Source organism: Zwartia lucis, assembly GCF_965234455.1.
In the GTDB taxonomy this organism is placed as follows: Bacteria; Pseudomonadota; Gammaproteobacteria; order Burkholderiales; family Burkholderiaceae_B; genus Zwartia; species Zwartia lucis.
In genome coordinates, this window is record NZ_OZ248476.1 from 166,106 (window position 1) to 180,596 (window position 14,491).

Genomic DNA, 14,491 nt, shown 5'->3' on the forward strand with positions numbered 1-14,491 from the left:
CTGCTCAGGCTTTCAGGCGGAGGAGGACAAGAAGCGCACCTCGTCCGCCGTGCGCAGGGGGCGCTGAAGCAAAGGCACTGATCGCTGGGAGTTGTGTCAGCCATTGAGCCACGCGGGCTTTTAAAACGGACTGGCCGTCTGCGGAGCCATAGCCAATACCGTGCACGATACGCACGCACCGTGTGCCGTGCGTCTGGCTGACCTCAATGAATTGGGTGAGGGCTAATCTAGCTTCGTCGCTGTTCAGGCCGTGCAGATCAAGATGCGCACCCACAGGCCAAAAGGCGCGCCGCAATTGCCTCAATACCTCGGGGCCCATGCCGGGCGCAAGCCAAGAGAGCGCTGCATCGTGATCAGCAAAAGGTGAGAATCCGTCCGAAAGCGCCGCAGCTGGAGGACTTGAGGCCCCGATCGCCTGCTGCCTTCGTTGCGTCATCAACTCAGTCGGCTGTGCGTCACTCGGACGATGTTTCACGCGCGCGGCAGCTTTTAGAGGCGTGACGGCCTGTGTGGCACGTGCAAAGAGCTTGATTTCTTCCGCGGAGCTCGTAGAAGTAGATCGAGTTGCACCAGACCGCAATTGTTCTTGCAGTTTGGTTTGCTCGTGCGCGAGTTGGGCACGCTGTTTCTCAAGAGCCGTTTGATGTAGACGCTTGAGGTCAGCGAGCCCCGCTTTACTGTTCCGCATTCTCCAGCCAGCGCTGTGCGTCGAGTGCGGCCATGCAGCCAGTGCCTGCGCTGGTGATGGCTTGGCGGTATATGTGATCTTGAACATCGCCGGCGGCAAAGACACCTGGCACCGAAGTCATCGTCGCGAGACCCGCTAAGCCGCTGCGTGTCACGATATAACCATTCGCCATATCGAGTTTTCCGTCAAAAATCGAAGTGTTAGGTTGGTGTCCAATCGCAATAAAGACACCCGTTGCGGCGAGTTCTTCTGTTTTTCCCGAGTCTGTCGAACGTAGGCGTGCGCCAGTAACACCAGAGTCGTCGCCCAGAACTTCGTCAAGCTCCCGGAAGGTTGCGAGCTTCATATTGCCGTTGGCAACTTTGTCCATCATTTTGTCAATCATGATAGGTTCGGCGCGGAATTTGTCACGGCGGTGTACAACGGTCACTGAACGACAGATATTGGACAAATACAAGGCTTCTTCGACAGCGGTATTGCCGCCACCCACAACTATAACATCTTGATTTTTATAGAAAAAACCATCGCATGTTGCGCAGCCGGAAACGCCGCGCCCCATGAAGGCCTGCTCGGAAGGCAGTCCGAGATATTTTGCCGAAGCGCCCGTCGCGATGATTAGGGCATCGCAGGTGTACTGGACGCCGCCATCACCCGTGAGACGATAGGGTCTGGATGAAAAATCTACACTGGCGATATGATCAAACACCATTTCAGTATTGAAACGCTCGGCATGCGCGGCAAAGCGTTGCATCAGTTCTGGCCCCTGGACGCCGTTGGCATCCGCCGGCCAGTTATCGACGTCTGTGGTCGTCATCAGTTGACCACCTTGGGCAAGTCCTGTGATCATGACGGGATTGAGGTTGGCACGAGCAGCGTAGACTGCGGCGGTGTAGCCTGCAGGTCCCGAGCCGAGAATGAGAACTTTGGCATGTTTTGGTGTTGACATCAGATTTTCCCTCTAGATTGACCAGCAAATTATAATGGCGACTATGCCTAGACTTTCCCCAGCTACGACGCGGACTTCGCGAACGACCCGAAATACCCGAAATGGGCCCTCGGTCATGCAAACACGGATCCTCTCCATCCTTCGAGAGGCGCGTTGGATCATCTTTGCCGCGCTTGCTGCTTGGCTGACGCTCGCCTTGGGGACTTGGGACGGCAATGATCCCGGTTGGTCCCACTCTTTTGGTCGCGATGTCGCCACGCTCCAAAATCGTGGCGGCCGGATCGGTGCCTATGTTTCCGATATCCTTTTGTACCTATTCGGTTTTTCTGCTTGGTGGCTCGTTGTTTTATTACTACACCGGGTCCGTGCGGGTTATTTGCGCTTGGCGAACCAGATCCGGACGCGTGGAGAGCCAGAAACCCTCGCGCGAGTCCGTTGGGAGCAGGGCATTGGTTTTTTCATGGTCCTTTTGGGTTCAGTGGGTCTCGAAGCGTATCGTCTGAGCTCCTGGGGCTTGCAGTTGCCCGGGCGTACCGATGTCACCAGCGGCGCTGGCGGTGTGATTGGTCACGCTTGGTCAGGTTTTTTGTCCTCTGCGGTCGGTTTTTCTGGAAGCACTCTGATCCTGTTGGCATTGATTATTTTTGGTTGTAGTTTGTTTTTCGGCTTTTCCTGGCTGACGATCGCTGAAAAAGTGGGGAGCGGGATTGATTGGGTGTGGTTCAAGATCCAAGACGGACGTACTGCCAGACAAGATCGTCGCGCCGGTCAAGTTGCCCAGGCTGTCAGGCATGAGCAGGTTGAGGCCAAAAATGAAAAAATTGTCCATGACCAGCCCGTCCGCATCGAACCTGCGATTGTTATCGTGCAGAAATCCGAGCGTGTACAAAAAGAAAAGCAACAGTCTCTTTTTATCGAACCAATGGTGGCGGGAGATTTGCCTGCGCTCAGTTTATTGGATCAACCAGGCGAAGCCTTCGAGACGGTTTCTGATGAAACGATCGAATATACCTCGCGTCTGATCGAGAAAAAACTGGCTGATTTCGGTGTTGAGGTGCAGGTTGTTGCTGCGCAGGCTGGGCCTGTGATTACGCGGTATGAAATTGAGCCTGCTACGGGTGTCAAGGGTAGTCAGATCGTCAACTTGGCCAAGGATTTGGCGCGTGCGCTGAGTTTGGTCAGCATACGTGTTGTGGAAACGATTCCCGGCAAAAATCTGATGGGTTTCGAGCTGCCCAATCCGCGCCGCCAAATGGTCAAGCTTTCTGAGATTCTCGGTTCTCAGGTTTATCACTCGAGCGCGTCTGTCGTCACCATGGCATTAGGCAAGGACATCGCCGGAAACCCCGTGGTTGCTGACCTCGCCAAAATGCCCCACTTGTTAGTGGCGGGCACCACAGGTTCGGGTAAGTCTGTTGGTATTAATGCGATGATTTTGTCGCTTCTGTACAAAGCGGATGCGACTCAAACACGCCTGATCTTGATCGATCCTAAAATGCTCGAAATGAGCGTGTACGAAGGTATTCCCCATCTTTTAGCGCCTGTGGTGACGGATATGCGTCAGGCTGCCAATGCCCTGAATTGGTGTGTGGGCGAGATGGAAAAACGCTACCGCTTGATGAGTAAACTAGGCGTGCGTAATTTAACGGGTTACAACAACAAGATTCGCGACGCGATCAAGCGCGAGGAGCCCATTCCGAATCCATTCTCGTTGACACCCGATGCGCCTGAGCCTCTCAAAGAGTTGCCAACGATCGTGGTTGTGATCGACGAGTTGGCCGACTTGATGATGGTAGTGGGCAAGAAAATCGAAGAACTGATTGCGCGCTTGGCCCAAAAAGCGCGTGCCGCGGGGATTCATTTGATTCTCGCTACGCAGCGCCCAAGTGTGGATGTCATCACGGGTCTCATCAAAGCCAATATTCCAACGCGTATCGCTTTTCAAGTTTCATCCAAGATCGACTCACGCACTATTCTTGATCAGATGGGTGCAGAGGCTTTGTTGGGGCAGGGTGACATGCTCTATATGCCGCCCGGGACCGGATTGCCCGTGCGTGTGCATGGCGCTTTTGTCTCTGACGAGGAGGTTCATCGCGTGGTGGACTCACTCAAATCGCAAGGCGAGCCAGACTATATCGATGGCCTGCTTGAGGGGAGTTCCGAGGGTGAAACCGGGGATGGCGTGAGCAGTGTGACAGGAATGGCCAATGCCGAAGCCGATCCGATGTACGACCAAGCCGTCGAGGTCGTACTCAAGCACCGACGCGCTTCCATTTCTTTGGTGCAGCGTCATTTACGTATAGGTTACAACCGAGCTGCACGCTTGCTCGAGCAAATGGAAAACTCCGGTTTAGTTTCGACGATGCAGTCTAACGGGAATCGTGAAATTCTCGCCCCTAACGTGCCACGAGAGGAATAACGCGGATGTTTTTGATCGCTAGAATGCGGTTCTTTTTGATGATGTGTGCGCTGGCTTCGCTAGGTGTGGCAGTCGCCATGCCGGCCTCGGCGGAAACCGCCCGCGAGCAGCTCAGGACTTTTGTCTCTCAGGTTCAATCCGCCAGCGGTGACTTTGTGCAATACACGGTCGGACCTCAAGGCCAGACCAAGCCCCCACAGAGAGGCAAGTTTTTATTCATGCGTCCCGGACGTTTCAAATGGGATGTATTAAAACCTTACGAGCAACAAATTGTTTCCGATGGACAGGAAATTTATCAATTCGATGCCGACCTTAATCAAGTGACGGTTCGCAAAGCGGGTCAGACTATTGGCGCTTCACCTGCCGCTATTTTGTTCGGCTCAGGATCTTTGGAACAGTCGTTCGACGTCAGCGCGCTGCCTGATAAAGAGTCGCTGGCTTGGTTGCGCGCCAAGCCTAAGCAACCCGATGCTGGATTTGTGCACGTCGATTTGGGTTTCAAAGATGGGGTGCCGCTTCGCATTGTTTTGCTCGATGCGTTTGGACAAACGACCCATATTGAGATTTCTGCCTTGATGCGTAATCCAGGCCTATCCACGAGCAATTTTGACTTTGTGACCCCAAAAGGGGCCGATGTCGTCCGGATGCAATGATGGGCGCGTCAACCACCCCAAAGATGTTGTCTTGCGATGGTTGACCTCTTTAAAACGACGCCTAAACCGCCTTTGGCCGAGGCGCTGCGACCCCGCACGCTAGACGAGGTTGTTGGGCAAAAGCATCTTCTTGGGGCAGGCAAGCCGCTGCGTGTGGCTTTTGAGTCCGGACGCCCGCACTCGATGATTTTGTGGGGGCCGCCGGGTGTGGGTAAAACGACACTGGCCCGCTTGACTGCACATGCTTTTGATTGCGCATTCATCGCGATTTCCGCTGTGTTTGCGGGGGTCAAAGAAATACGCGCTGCGATGGACGAGGCACAACTGACCTTGGATCAATATCATCGCCGGACTTTGCTGTTCGTCGATGAGATTCACCGTTTCAACAAAGCCCAGCAGGACGCTTTGCTGCCTTTTGTTGAGTCTGGCCTAGTGACTTTTATTGGCGCGACGACGGAAAACCCTTCGTTCGAAGTTAATGCGGCTTTGCTGTCGCGCGCACAAGTCTATGTTCTGCAGTCACTTGACGAAACTGAGTTGCGTGAGTTGTTGGCGCGGGCGCAACAATCAGTCCTCAAAGATTTAAATTTTGAAGACGCGGCGATTGATACCTTGGTGGGTTATGCCGATGGCGATGCGCGTCGTTTCTTGAGTCTTCTTGAGCAGGCGAGTGTTGCTGCTGAAAACGCAGGCTCGACGCGAGTGGATTCAGAACTGGTGGAAAATGCGCTCAGCATGAGCCCGCGCCGTTTCGATAAGGGCGGCGACAATTTCTACGATCAAATTTCCGCTCTTCACAAGTCTGTGCGAGGCTCAAATCCTGACGCGGCGTTGTACTGGCTCACCCGTATGCTCGATGGCGGAGCGGACCCCAAGTACCTCGCAAGACGCATTGTGCGCATGGCATGGGAGGATATTGGTCTGGCTGACCCGAGGGCGATGCAAATCGCCAATGATGCGGCACAGACCTATGAGCGCTTAGGTTCTCCCGAGGGCGAATTGGCCTTGGCGCAGGCGACCTTATATCTAGCAGTGGCAGCCAAAAGTAATGCTGGGTACAACGCCTACAATCAAGCTGTTGCTTTTACTAAACAAGGTTCTTCTTTGCCAGTGCCCGTGCATTTACGAAACGCACCGACTAAGCTGATGAAGGAGCTTGGATACGGGCATGCTTATCGATACGCGCATGATGAGCCCGAAGCCTATGCGGCCGGCGAGTCGTACTTGCCCGAGGGTATGCCCGAGCCTGGATGGTATCGACCTGTTCCACGAGGTTTAGAAATAAAGATTGCCGAAAAGCTCTCGCACCTGCGGGATATGGATCGACAAGCTCGCAAGAAAGCCAAGGAGTAGTGCGATGGAGTGGTTAGATGCGTTGACGCTTGCTCGGATTCAGTTTGCGTTCACGGTGAGCTTCCATATTATTTTTCCAGCCTTCACGATTGGCTTGGCCAGCTACATGGCGGTGCTCAATGGTTTGCACCTCTGGACAGGCAAAGAGGTTTACCTCACCCTCTTTAACTATTGGAAAAAAATCTTCGCTGTGGCCTTTGGCATGGGCGTAGTGTCCGGTATCGTGATGAGTTACCAGTTCGGCTCTAACTGGAGCGTGTTTTCTGACAAGACCGGACCCGTCCTTGGACCGCTCATGGGCTACGAGGTGATGTCCGCCTTTTTCCTTGAGGCGGGATTTTTGGGCGTCATGTTGTTTGGTCGCGCACGCGTCGGTCCCAAGCTGCATTTCTTTGCCACCGCCATGGTCGCCTTAGGCACGTTTATGTCGGCGTTCTGGATTTTGTCCGTCAACAGCTGGATGCAGACTCCTGCTGGCTATGGCATCAACGAGGTGGGACAGTTTATTGTCGAGGACTGGTTCAAGGTTATTTTCAACCCGTCTTTTCCGTATCGTCTCGTGCATATGATGTTGGCAGCGTATCTGACGACTGCTTTCGTCATTGGCGGTGTTGCAGCCTTCCATATGCTCAAGGAGCGCAAGCGAATGCTGCAACCAGGCGCGATTCCCTCTCCTAGCGCACAAGAAGCGACTCACGTCATGTTTTCAATGGCCATGTGGTTAGCTGCTGTGTTGATACCCTTGCAGTTGATGGCGGGTGACGCCCACGGCTTGAATACGCTTGCGCATCAGCCTGCCAAGATTGCAGCTATGGAGGGACATACAGAGTCTCAGGGCAGGGCGCCGCTCATTTTGCTTGGTATCCCCAATGCAAAAGAGGAGCGAATCGATTACGCCATTTCGATCCCTTACTTGAGCAGCCTGATTTTGACGCACTCTCTGGATGGTGTTGTTCCCGGCATTAGGGCAACACCTGTTGCAGATCGACCACCGCTAGGCATCGTATTTTTTGCCTTCCGCTCAATGGTCGGTATAGGTATGCTGATGCTGTGTATGGGTTTATGGAGCTTGTGGCTGCGGTATCGCGGGCGTCTCTTTGACACACCCCTGATGCATCGCTGTGCTGTGCTCATGGCACCGTCTGGTTTTATCGCGATTCTGTCCGGCTGGGTCGTGACCGAAGTCGGTCGTCAGCCCTTTACCGTGTATAACTTATTGCGTACGGCCGATTCCGCTTCACCGATTGATGCGACGGCGATTGCTTTTTCTCTTGCAGCGTTTGTGGTGGTCTATTTGTCATTGTTCGGTGCAGGCATTTATTACATCCTGCACTCAATGAAGGTTGCACCCGGTGCCGGCCCTAGCCATGCCGACCTTTCTGTTCACCAGCCGATCCGCGCCGCAGGTATTGTCCCTGGCCCCACGTTGACCGCCAAAAGCACACAGACGGGCGTGACAGGCACGCAAGGAGATCGCACATGACACTCGATTACGCCTTGATCTGGGCTGGATTGATCGCCTTCGCCGTATTAGCCTATGTCGTGCTGGATGGTTTTGATCTTGGGGTGGGAATCTTGTTTCCCTGGGCCAAGTCAGAGCAAGAGCGGGACCTGATGATGAATTCAGTCGCGCCCGTCTGGGATGGCAATGAAACCTGGCTTGTACTTGGCGGTGGTGGTTTGTTTGCAGTATTTCCGCTGGCTTACGCCATCATCATGCCGGCTTTGTATGCTCCGATCATTACCATGTTGCTTGCGTTAGTTTTTCGTGGTGTGGCGTTTGAGTTTCGTTGGAAAAGTCAGAGCCGCAAATACCTGTGGGATTGGGCTTTTGCGGGTGGCTCTTTTGTTGCAACGTTTGCGCAAGGCGTCGCGTTAGGTGCGTTGGTTCAAGGCATCCCGGTTTCCGGTCGTGCCTATGCGGGTGGATGGTGGGATTGGCTATCTGCCTTTAGTCTTTTGACGGGCCTGGCCTTAGTCGTCGGTTACGCCTTGCTAGGCTCGACGTGGTTGATGCTTAAAACCGACGGTCGGGTCGAGCAACTAGCCAAGCGTGCGACGTTTGGGTTGGGTATTGTGATGCTAGGTCTGATTGGACTGGTCAGCTTGATTTCCCCGTTTTTGCACGAGCACTTCATGCAAAAGTGGTTTGCCTGGCCCGCGATGCTCTTTGTGGCCCCGGTTCCTTTGCTGGTGATTGTCTGCGCCATCGCACTGTTCCGTGGCCTTCGGCTCAATCGACCTTTAATGTCATTTTTAGCCGTAGAGGGATTATTTGTCTTGTCCTATATCGGACTAGTGATTAGTTTTTTCCCCTACATCGTGCCCTCGTCCGTGACGCTTTGGCAAGCCGCCGCGCCAGACAATAGTCTAAAGTTTCTGTTGGTGGGTGCTGTATTCTTGATCCCAATGATTTTGGCTTACACCTCCTACGCTTACTGGGTCTTTCGCGGCAAAGTCGGCCCCACCCACGACTATCACTAGGATCGATGATGAAACGTTGGGGCTGGATGTTATTGATTTGGTTGCTGAGCGTGGGGGCGCTCTCTGTCGTGGCGTGGTTGCTGCGGCGGATACAATATGCAATTCATTAGTCTTTTTATCCCAAGATCATGCTTGACCCAGCGTTGTTACGTAAAGACCTCGAATCTGTTGTTCGTCGCTTAGCCAGTCGCAGCTTTGCTTTCCCGATGGACGCCTTCAATAGTCTCGAGGTCCGCCGCAAGTCGGTGCAGACTGAAACAGAAAATCTTCAAGCGCAGCGCAACGCGCTCGCCAAACAAATCGGCGCGCTCAAATCGCGTGGCGAAGATGCCTCCGCCGTGTTGGCCGAGTCCCAGGCGATCCCTGTGCGCCTCAAAGCGCTCGAACTGGATCTCTCGGATATTCAGGCTCAGCTCAATGACATGCTGATGTCGATTCCCAATTTGCCCCACGAGAGTGTGCCTGTAGGTGCGGATAGTGTGGGTAACGTCGAGGTGCGGCGTTGGGTACCGAGCCCCGATCCCGCCTCAGGTGATCCCAAGGCGCTTGGTTTTGAGCCTCGCGATCATGTCACGCTGGGTGAGTCGCTCGGTTTGGATTTTGATGTCGCTGCCAAGCTGTCCGGGGCACGTTTTAGTTTTATGCGCGGCCCTATGGCGCGGTTGCATCGTGCGCTCGCGCAGTTCATGCTGGATCTTCAGACTGAACAACATGGTTATACAGAGTGCTACACCCCTTATATTGTCAATGCGTCCACCCTGATGGGTACTGGGCAGCTCCCAAAATTCAAGAACGACATGTTCTGGGTCACGCGTGGCGGCGATGAGCCGACACTCGACGAGCAGGGCAATGTCGTGGCGGGAGAGGAGCAATACCTGATCTCGACTTCTGAAATCACGTTGACTAGCATGGTACGCGACACGATTGTGCCTGCTGCTGAGTTGCCGATTCGGTTGACGGCCCATACCCCGTGCTTTCGCTCTGAGGCTGGCAGTGGTGGTCGCGATACGCGCGGTTTGATTCGTCAACACCAGTTCGACAAAGTCGAAATGGTGCAGATTGTCGCAGCCGATACCTCCTATCAGGCACTCGAAGACATGGCGGGACATGCCGAAAAGGTGTTGCAACTGCTTGGTTTACCATACCGCGTGCTGTTGTTGTGTACGGGTGATATGGGTTTCGGTGCAACTAAAACGTATGACCTTGAGGTCTGGTTGCCTGCACAAAACACCTGGCGCGAAATTTCCTCTGTCTCTAACTGTGAAACCTTCCAGGCGCGTCGCATGCAGGCACGCACCCGCGTGGACGGAGGTAAACCTGAATACGTGCATACACTCAATGGCTCGGGCTTGGCGGTTGGACGAGCCCTGGTGGCGGTCCTGGAAAACTATCAACAAGCCGACGGTAGTATTGTGGTGCCAGAGGCTTTGCGTCCCTACATGGGTGGTTTGAGCCTACTTCAATCACAAGCTCATTCATCCTGATTATTTTCTCTTTTGCTTTGATGAGGTTCATGCGTCATGAAGTCTTGGCCTGTTAGTGTTACAAAAAAACTTGCCACGGTTGCGGCATTGACGGTATTTTCCATGCTTGCATCGGTCGGTATGGCTTCTGCCACGCAGACGATGGGCTTGTATTTGCCAACGGCTCAACAGCCTGCACCCGTGTTCCCATTTTTGCAGGGCGCCCTTAAAACGCAAGCAAATGGCGCCTGGGACTTTTATCAAAAGACGATTGGTCAGCCGCTAACCAATTTTGCCGAGTCACAAATTGCTCCCAAAGCGGGTGGTACGGTCTTTTATCCATTCTCAGGCCCAGATTTTGTGACCGTTTCGCATGCCTTTCCGAAGGCTGATCGCTATGTGATGGTCGCGATGCAAGCAGCGGGTGCACCCGTCACGCTCGCAACTATGCAGCCCGAGCGTGCGCAAGGTTTTCAGGCAAAGTTCATGCGGGAATGGATGAAATTCAGTCGCCTCGCCTTTTTTCGTACGGATGACTTAAACGAGGACCAGCGTGATCAGTTCGCCCCGATCGGCGTGACAACGATTCTTTCAACGTTTGCGTTGTACTCTGGTTTTGATGTCATGGACATTTACCCCATTGCTTACGATGACAAGACGGGCGACTTTATCAAAAGTACAGCGGGTCAATGGAGGTCGGTGCGCTTAGTGTTGAGCAAGGCAGGCAAACCCGTCACCTTGGACTATGTGAGCTTGGACTTGTCAGACCCGAGCCTGAGCAACAATGAACCGATGCGCACATGGCTCGCCCGGGAGGCTAAAAATCCTGTGCTGATCAAGGCCGCCTCCCACTTATTACAAGAAAGCTATTTTTCCGTGATGCGCAATATTTTGGTGGCAAACGCCACCATGGTGGTGCAGGATGAAACAGGACTGGACTACACCTATCTCACTCAGATTGGCCAAGCAGATTTATACGGTGGTTTTTTGTTTCCCCACGAATTATTCAATCGTAAAAAGCAAGAGTCCTTAGGGAAAGCTTACCGCGAGTCGACCAATACTAAGCCCTTGCCCTTTGCATTTAGTTACAACAAAACGAATGAGCGAAACAATGTGCAGATTGTGCGTCGTCAAAATTAGTTGGCTTTTCGTGCAAAGGCTTGTTGACTAAATTTTAAAACGGCCTGATTAAAACTTTCCGCTTCGTCTACAAATAATGCGTGCCCAGCCTTATCAAACATTTCGATGGTGATGAGGTCGCGGGCACGTTTCTTTTGGAGCGCCTCGGCTTGCTCTTTGAGCCAGGGTCTGATGGCGTAAAGCACGGGAATCTGTTGTTTTTGGAGGGTTTCACTCCAATAAGTGCGAGGATAGGGTTGGTTGAGTAACTGAATCGCGACATCCGGTGCGGCCTGGAGTGCCGAATCTAAAACGGCTTGGGCCAATACGGGTGGAGGTGGCTTGCGATAAATATCCTGGCTAAAGGTGCGCATATATTGCTCGCGCTTAACCGGATCATTCATGGTTTGAGCAAAATTAGAGCGACGTCCCGCGGGAGGTTTTCCTTCTCCCACAGAGTTGTCGATCAATATCAGTCCACGCAGTCCCTTTGGCTTGTAGTTTGCAACGAAATCGAGAGACTCCAATACCCCTAGGGACCAACCCGCGAGGACAAACTCGCGCACTTGAGCAGCTTTTAAAAATTCATCGATATCCTGAATCCGCCGCTTGGGGGCGTGTGAAAGGGTCGTCACCTCAGAGAGTCCCTGAGATCTTGGGTCGAGCGCCAGGACGCGATATGACTTGGAAAGGGTTGCGAATTGCTTTTCAAAAACTGCTGCGGGCATCAGCCAGCCTGGGATCAGCACAAGAGTTTTATTGCCTCGACCGGCTTCGATATAGTGCAGTCGAACGCCGTCGGAGGTGGTGAACGTATGATGTTGCACAGGAGCAGCTAAACCAAGCGAAGGGAAAAGAGCAGGCCAAATTGCCATAGACAGAATCCAAACGAGTCGTCTCAAGGGATTCATGGGTAAACTCCATCATCTAAGTCTGAAAATCAATCACTCACTGACATTATGATGGAAATTACAGGCAACACACGACTCTATGGCATCGTGGCTGATCCCGTTTCACAGGTCAAGACACCGCAGACGATGCGAAAGGTCTTTGAAAAGAGAGGCACGGACGGAGTCCTTGTGCCGATGCATGTCGCGCCTGAGGGTTTGCCTGCCTTTGTACAGGCTTTGCGTGGGGTGTTGAATTTTGGTGGCATGATTGCGACGGTGCCTCACAAGACCGCGATGGTAGAACTGTGCGATGACATCACGCCTGCGGCACGTCTGGTCGGAGCGGTCAATATCGTGCGCCGTAATGTGGACGGCAGCCTGTCTGGCGATATCCTGGATGGACGGGGGTTTGTGGGCGGTTTACGCCAGCACGGTATCGAACCAAGTGGCATGCGGGTATTTTTGAGTGGCGCAGGTGGAGCGGCCAAGGCGATCGCCTTTGCGTTAGCGGATGCAGGGGTTGCGTGTCTAGACTTCTACAACCGAACACCCGCTAAAGCGCAAGACATCATCGTGCGGCTGCAAGCTGTGTATCCAGAGGTCTCGATGTCCGTGGTCCAAGCGAGTCCTGCGGGTTACGACTTGGTGATTAATGCGACATCGCTGGGGATGAAAGCTGGAGATCCACTGCCCTTGGACGCCAGCGGTTTGAGCGCGCGGCAAATTGTTGCGGAAATCATTATGACCCCTTCCTTGACCCCCTTGCTGCTTGCTGCTCAAAAGAAAGGGTGCCAAATACAGTATGGATTGCCGATGCTGGAGTGTCAGATCGAATTGATGGCGGACTTTATGGGAGTCGCAAAGTAATGGAACAGTTTGACTATGTGATTGTGGGTGGTGGAACGGCAGCCTGCGTGCTGGCCAATCGCTTGACGGCCAATGGGCGATATACCGTGTTGATGTTGGAGGCTGGTGGCGAACCCAAGAGCATGTGGATCAAGATCCCTGCGGGCTTTACCAAGCTGCTCAACGATCCGATTTACAACTGGCGTTTTGAAACCGAGCCTGAGGAAAATACACGGGGACGAAAAATTGCGATTCCTCGTGGCAAGGGACTTGGGGGTTCGAGTTTGATTAATGGCATGATTTACGTGCACGGCCAGCCCGAGGACTACGACCACTGGGCAGCGCTTGGTGCGACGGGATGGTCAGCGCAAGACGTCGCGCCTTATTTCAAAAAGATGGAAACCTATTTGCCAGGTGATGACTCACGCGGCAAGCAAGGACCCATGCATATTCACCAAGTGAGTGAGCGTTATCCGCTTGCGCATGCCTTGTTGCAGGCGGCTGCTCAAGACGGTCAGCCCATGACGCAGGACTACAACGGTCAAACCCAAGAAGGTTTTGGTTACTACCAAGTCGCGCAAAAAGACGGGCAGCGCTGGAGTGTGGTGGAGGGCTATCTCAACCCCGTCCGACAGCGCAAAAATTTAACGTTGCGCACGGGTGCGATGGTGACCAAGGTCAACGTGACCGAAGGGGTATGCACGGGCGTGACCTATCGGGATTCGGCCGGGATGAACACTGTCAATGTAAAGCTTGAGGTGATTCTCGCTGCGGGGGCGGTACAAACGCCACAGTTGCTTGAGCTTTCGGGAATTGGCGATCCTGCGTTGTTGCACAGGTTAGGTATACAGCTTGTACACGCCGCACCGCGTGTGGGTGAAAACTACATTGATCATTTTGCGACGCGGATGAATTGGCGCGTTAAAAATACACAAACATTAAATGAGCTCGCGCAGGGCTGGCGAGTCGGCGTAGCCGCCCTGCAGTACTTTACGCAACGCAAAGGCTTGTTGACCTTGGGCACAGGCCTTGTGCACGGTTTTGTCAAAACAAAGCCACAACTGACCACGCCCGATGTGCAGTACTTCTTTATGCATGCAAGTTATGCCAATGCGGCGATCCGCAAGTTAGACAGCGCGCCTGGTATGACAATCGGGGTCGCGGGCTTGCGTCCGACTTCGCAAGGCAGTATCCATAGCAAATCAAACGACCCTACACAGGGACCCGCGATCCGCCCTAATTTTTTAGCAACAGACGAAGATCGTCAAACCTTGATCGACGGAATGAAAATCGCACGTCAGATCGTTGGAAAGCCGGCGTTAGCGAATTATATTGATTTCGAAATGAGCCCTGGGCCGACCGTCCAAACAGACGAAGAGTGGTTGGATTTTGGACGGGCGAATGGTCAAACGATCTATCATCCAATCGGCACGTGTCGCATGGGCTCCGATGACCAAGCCGTGGTCGATGTCAGGTTGCGCTTTAAAGGCTTGCGAGGATTGCGTATTGTCGATGCCTCGGTGATGCCCGCGATGGTGTCGGGTAATACGCAATCGCCTGTGATGATGGTGGCCGAGCGTGGAGCAGACTTGATTCTTGAGGATGCTGCACAGGCTTGATCTCGATTTGA

Annotated in this window: 13 protein-coding genes; 10 read left to right on the top strand and 3 right to left on the bottom strand. The window is 53.5% G+C overall.

The features are described from left to right. Positions 1-4 precede the first annotated feature (4 nt). Both AC8GE9_RS16380 and trxB read right to left on the bottom strand, forming a co-directional pair. Complete coding sequence (locus AC8GE9_RS16380; protein ID WP_506678232.1) at positions 5-688, bottom strand: Smr/MutS family protein; 684 nt, start codon at positions 686-688, stop codon at positions 5-7. Then, the gene (gene trxB, locus AC8GE9_RS16385) at positions 675-1,634 is read right to left on the bottom strand and encodes a thioredoxin-disulfide reductase (RefSeq protein ID WP_506678233.1); all 960 of its coding nucleotides are present in this window, start codon (positions 1,632-1,634) and stop codon (positions 675-677) included. The genes AC8GE9_RS16380 and trxB overlap by 14 nt, the downstream gene beginning before the upstream one ends. A 43-nt stretch (positions 1,635-1,677) precedes the next feature. Here trxB and AC8GE9_RS16390 point away from each other — a divergent pair, with 43 nt between their 5' ends. Genes AC8GE9_RS16390 through AC8GE9_RS16425 form a run of 8 tightly spaced genes read left to right on the top strand, consistent with a single transcriptional unit; the run spans position 1,678 to position 11,146 of the window. Then, positions 1,678-4,053 carry a DNA translocase FtsK gene (locus AC8GE9_RS16390; RefSeq protein WP_506678282.1) on the top strand — a complete coding sequence of 792 codons (2,376 nt, stop codon included), beginning with the start codon at positions 1,678-1,680 and terminating at the stop codon, positions 4,051-4,053. A gap of 5 nt (positions 4,054-4,058) precedes the next feature. Then, positions 4,059-4,706, top strand: a complete 648-nt coding sequence (gene lolA / locus AC8GE9_RS16395) for an outer membrane lipoprotein periplasmic chaperone LolA (RefSeq protein WP_506678234.1) — start codon at positions 4,059-4,061, stop codon at positions 4,704-4,706. Between the two features lie 36 nt (positions 4,707-4,742). Continuing rightward, positions 4,743-6,059 (top strand): replication-associated recombination protein A, encoded by a 1,317-nt coding sequence (locus AC8GE9_RS16400; protein WP_506678235.1) that lies wholly within the window; start codon positions 4,743-4,745, stop codon positions 6,057-6,059. Positions 6,060-6,063: 4 nt separating this feature from the next. Then, complete coding sequence (locus AC8GE9_RS16405) at positions 6,064-7,542, top strand: cytochrome ubiquinol oxidase subunit I (protein WP_506678236.1); 1,479 nt, start codon at positions 6,064-6,066, stop codon at positions 7,540-7,542. Next, positions 7,539-8,543 (top strand): cytochrome d ubiquinol oxidase subunit II, encoded by a 1,005-nt coding sequence (cydB, locus tag AC8GE9_RS16410; protein WP_506678237.1) that lies wholly within the window; start codon positions 7,539-7,541, stop codon positions 8,541-8,543. Before AC8GE9_RS16405 ends, cydB begins: the two co-directional genes overlap by 4 nt. A gap of 8 nt (positions 8,544-8,551) precedes the next feature. Then, the gene (locus AC8GE9_RS16415; RefSeq protein ID WP_506678283.1) at positions 8,552-8,653 is read left to right on the top strand and encodes a DUF2474 family protein; all 102 of its coding nucleotides are present in this window, start codon (positions 8,552-8,554) and stop codon (positions 8,651-8,653) included. Positions 8,654-8,671: 18 nt separating this feature from the next. Then, on the top strand, positions 8,672-10,027 hold the full coding sequence (gene serS, locus AC8GE9_RS16420) for a serine--tRNA ligase (RefSeq protein WP_506678238.1): 1,356 nt from the start codon (positions 8,672-8,674) through the stop codon (positions 10,025-10,027). A 36-nt stretch (positions 10,028-10,063) separates the two neighbouring features. Continuing rightward, positions 10,064-11,146 carry a hypothetical protein gene (locus AC8GE9_RS16425; RefSeq protein WP_506678239.1) on the top strand — a complete coding sequence of 361 codons (1,083 nt, stop codon included), beginning with the start codon at positions 10,064-10,066 and terminating at the stop codon, positions 11,144-11,146. Here the strand turns inward: AC8GE9_RS16425 and AC8GE9_RS16430 are convergent. Beyond that, positions 11,143-12,036 carry an alpha/beta fold hydrolase gene (locus AC8GE9_RS16430; protein WP_506678240.1) on the bottom strand — a complete coding sequence of 298 codons (894 nt, stop codon included), beginning with the start codon at positions 12,034-12,036 and terminating at the stop codon, positions 11,143-11,145. The genes AC8GE9_RS16425 and AC8GE9_RS16430 overlap by 4 nt on opposite strands. 51 nt (positions 12,037-12,087) lie before the next feature. Here AC8GE9_RS16430 and AC8GE9_RS16435 point away from each other — a divergent pair, with 51 nt between their 5' ends. Beyond that, positions 12,088-12,882 carry a shikimate dehydrogenase family protein gene (locus AC8GE9_RS16435; RefSeq protein ID WP_506678241.1) on the top strand — a complete coding sequence of 265 codons (795 nt, stop codon included), beginning with the start codon at positions 12,088-12,090 and terminating at the stop codon, positions 12,880-12,882. Beyond that, positions 12,882-14,480 (top strand): GMC family oxidoreductase, encoded by a 1,599-nt coding sequence (locus tag AC8GE9_RS16440; protein WP_506678242.1) that lies wholly within the window; start codon positions 12,882-12,884, stop codon positions 14,478-14,480. Before AC8GE9_RS16435 ends, AC8GE9_RS16440 begins: the two co-directional genes overlap by 1 nt. Positions 14,481-14,491 lie beyond the last annotated feature (11 nt).

Coding starts and splice junctions, on each gene's coding strand:
- trxB (WP_506678233.1), bottom strand. CDS start 1,634: ATGTCAACACCAAAACATGCCAAAGTTCTCATTCTCGGCTCGGGACCT.
- serS (WP_506678238.1), top strand. CDS start 8,672: ATGCTTGACCCAGCGTTGTTACGTAAAGACCTCGAATCTGTTGTTCGT.
- AC8GE9_RS16390 (WP_506678282.1), top strand. CDS start 1,678: ATGCCTAGACTTTCCCCAGCTACGACGCGGACTTCGCGAACGACCCGA.
- AC8GE9_RS16425 (WP_506678239.1), top strand. CDS start 10,064: ATGAAGTCTTGGCCTGTTAGTGTTACAAAAAAACTTGCCACGGTTGCG.
- AC8GE9_RS16440 (WP_506678242.1), top strand. CDS start 12,882: ATGGAACAGTTTGACTATGTGATTGTGGGTGGTGGAACGGCAGCCTGC.
- cydB (WP_506678237.1), top strand. CDS start 7,539: ATGACACTCGATTACGCCTTGATCTGGGCTGGATTGATCGCCTTCGCC.
- AC8GE9_RS16430 (WP_506678240.1), bottom strand. CDS start 12,036: ATGAATCCCTTGAGACGACTCGTTTGGATTCTGTCTATGGCAATTTGG.
- AC8GE9_RS16405 (WP_506678236.1), top strand. CDS start 6,064: ATGGAGTGGTTAGATGCGTTGACGCTTGCTCGGATTCAGTTTGCGTTC.
- lolA (WP_506678234.1), top strand. CDS start 4,059: ATGTTTTTGATCGCTAGAATGCGGTTCTTTTTGATGATGTGTGCGCTG.
- AC8GE9_RS16415 (WP_506678283.1), top strand. CDS start 8,552: ATGAAACGTTGGGGCTGGATGTTATTGATTTGGTTGCTGAGCGTGGGG.
- AC8GE9_RS16435 (WP_506678241.1), top strand. CDS start 12,088: ATGGAAATTACAGGCAACACACGACTCTATGGCATCGTGGCTGATCCC.
- AC8GE9_RS16400 (WP_506678235.1), top strand. CDS start 4,743: ATGGTTGACCTCTTTAAAACGACGCCTAAACCGCCTTTGGCCGAGGCG.
- AC8GE9_RS16380 (WP_506678232.1), bottom strand. CDS start 688: ATGCGGAACAGTAAAGCGGGGCTCGCTGACCTCAAGCGTCTACATCAA.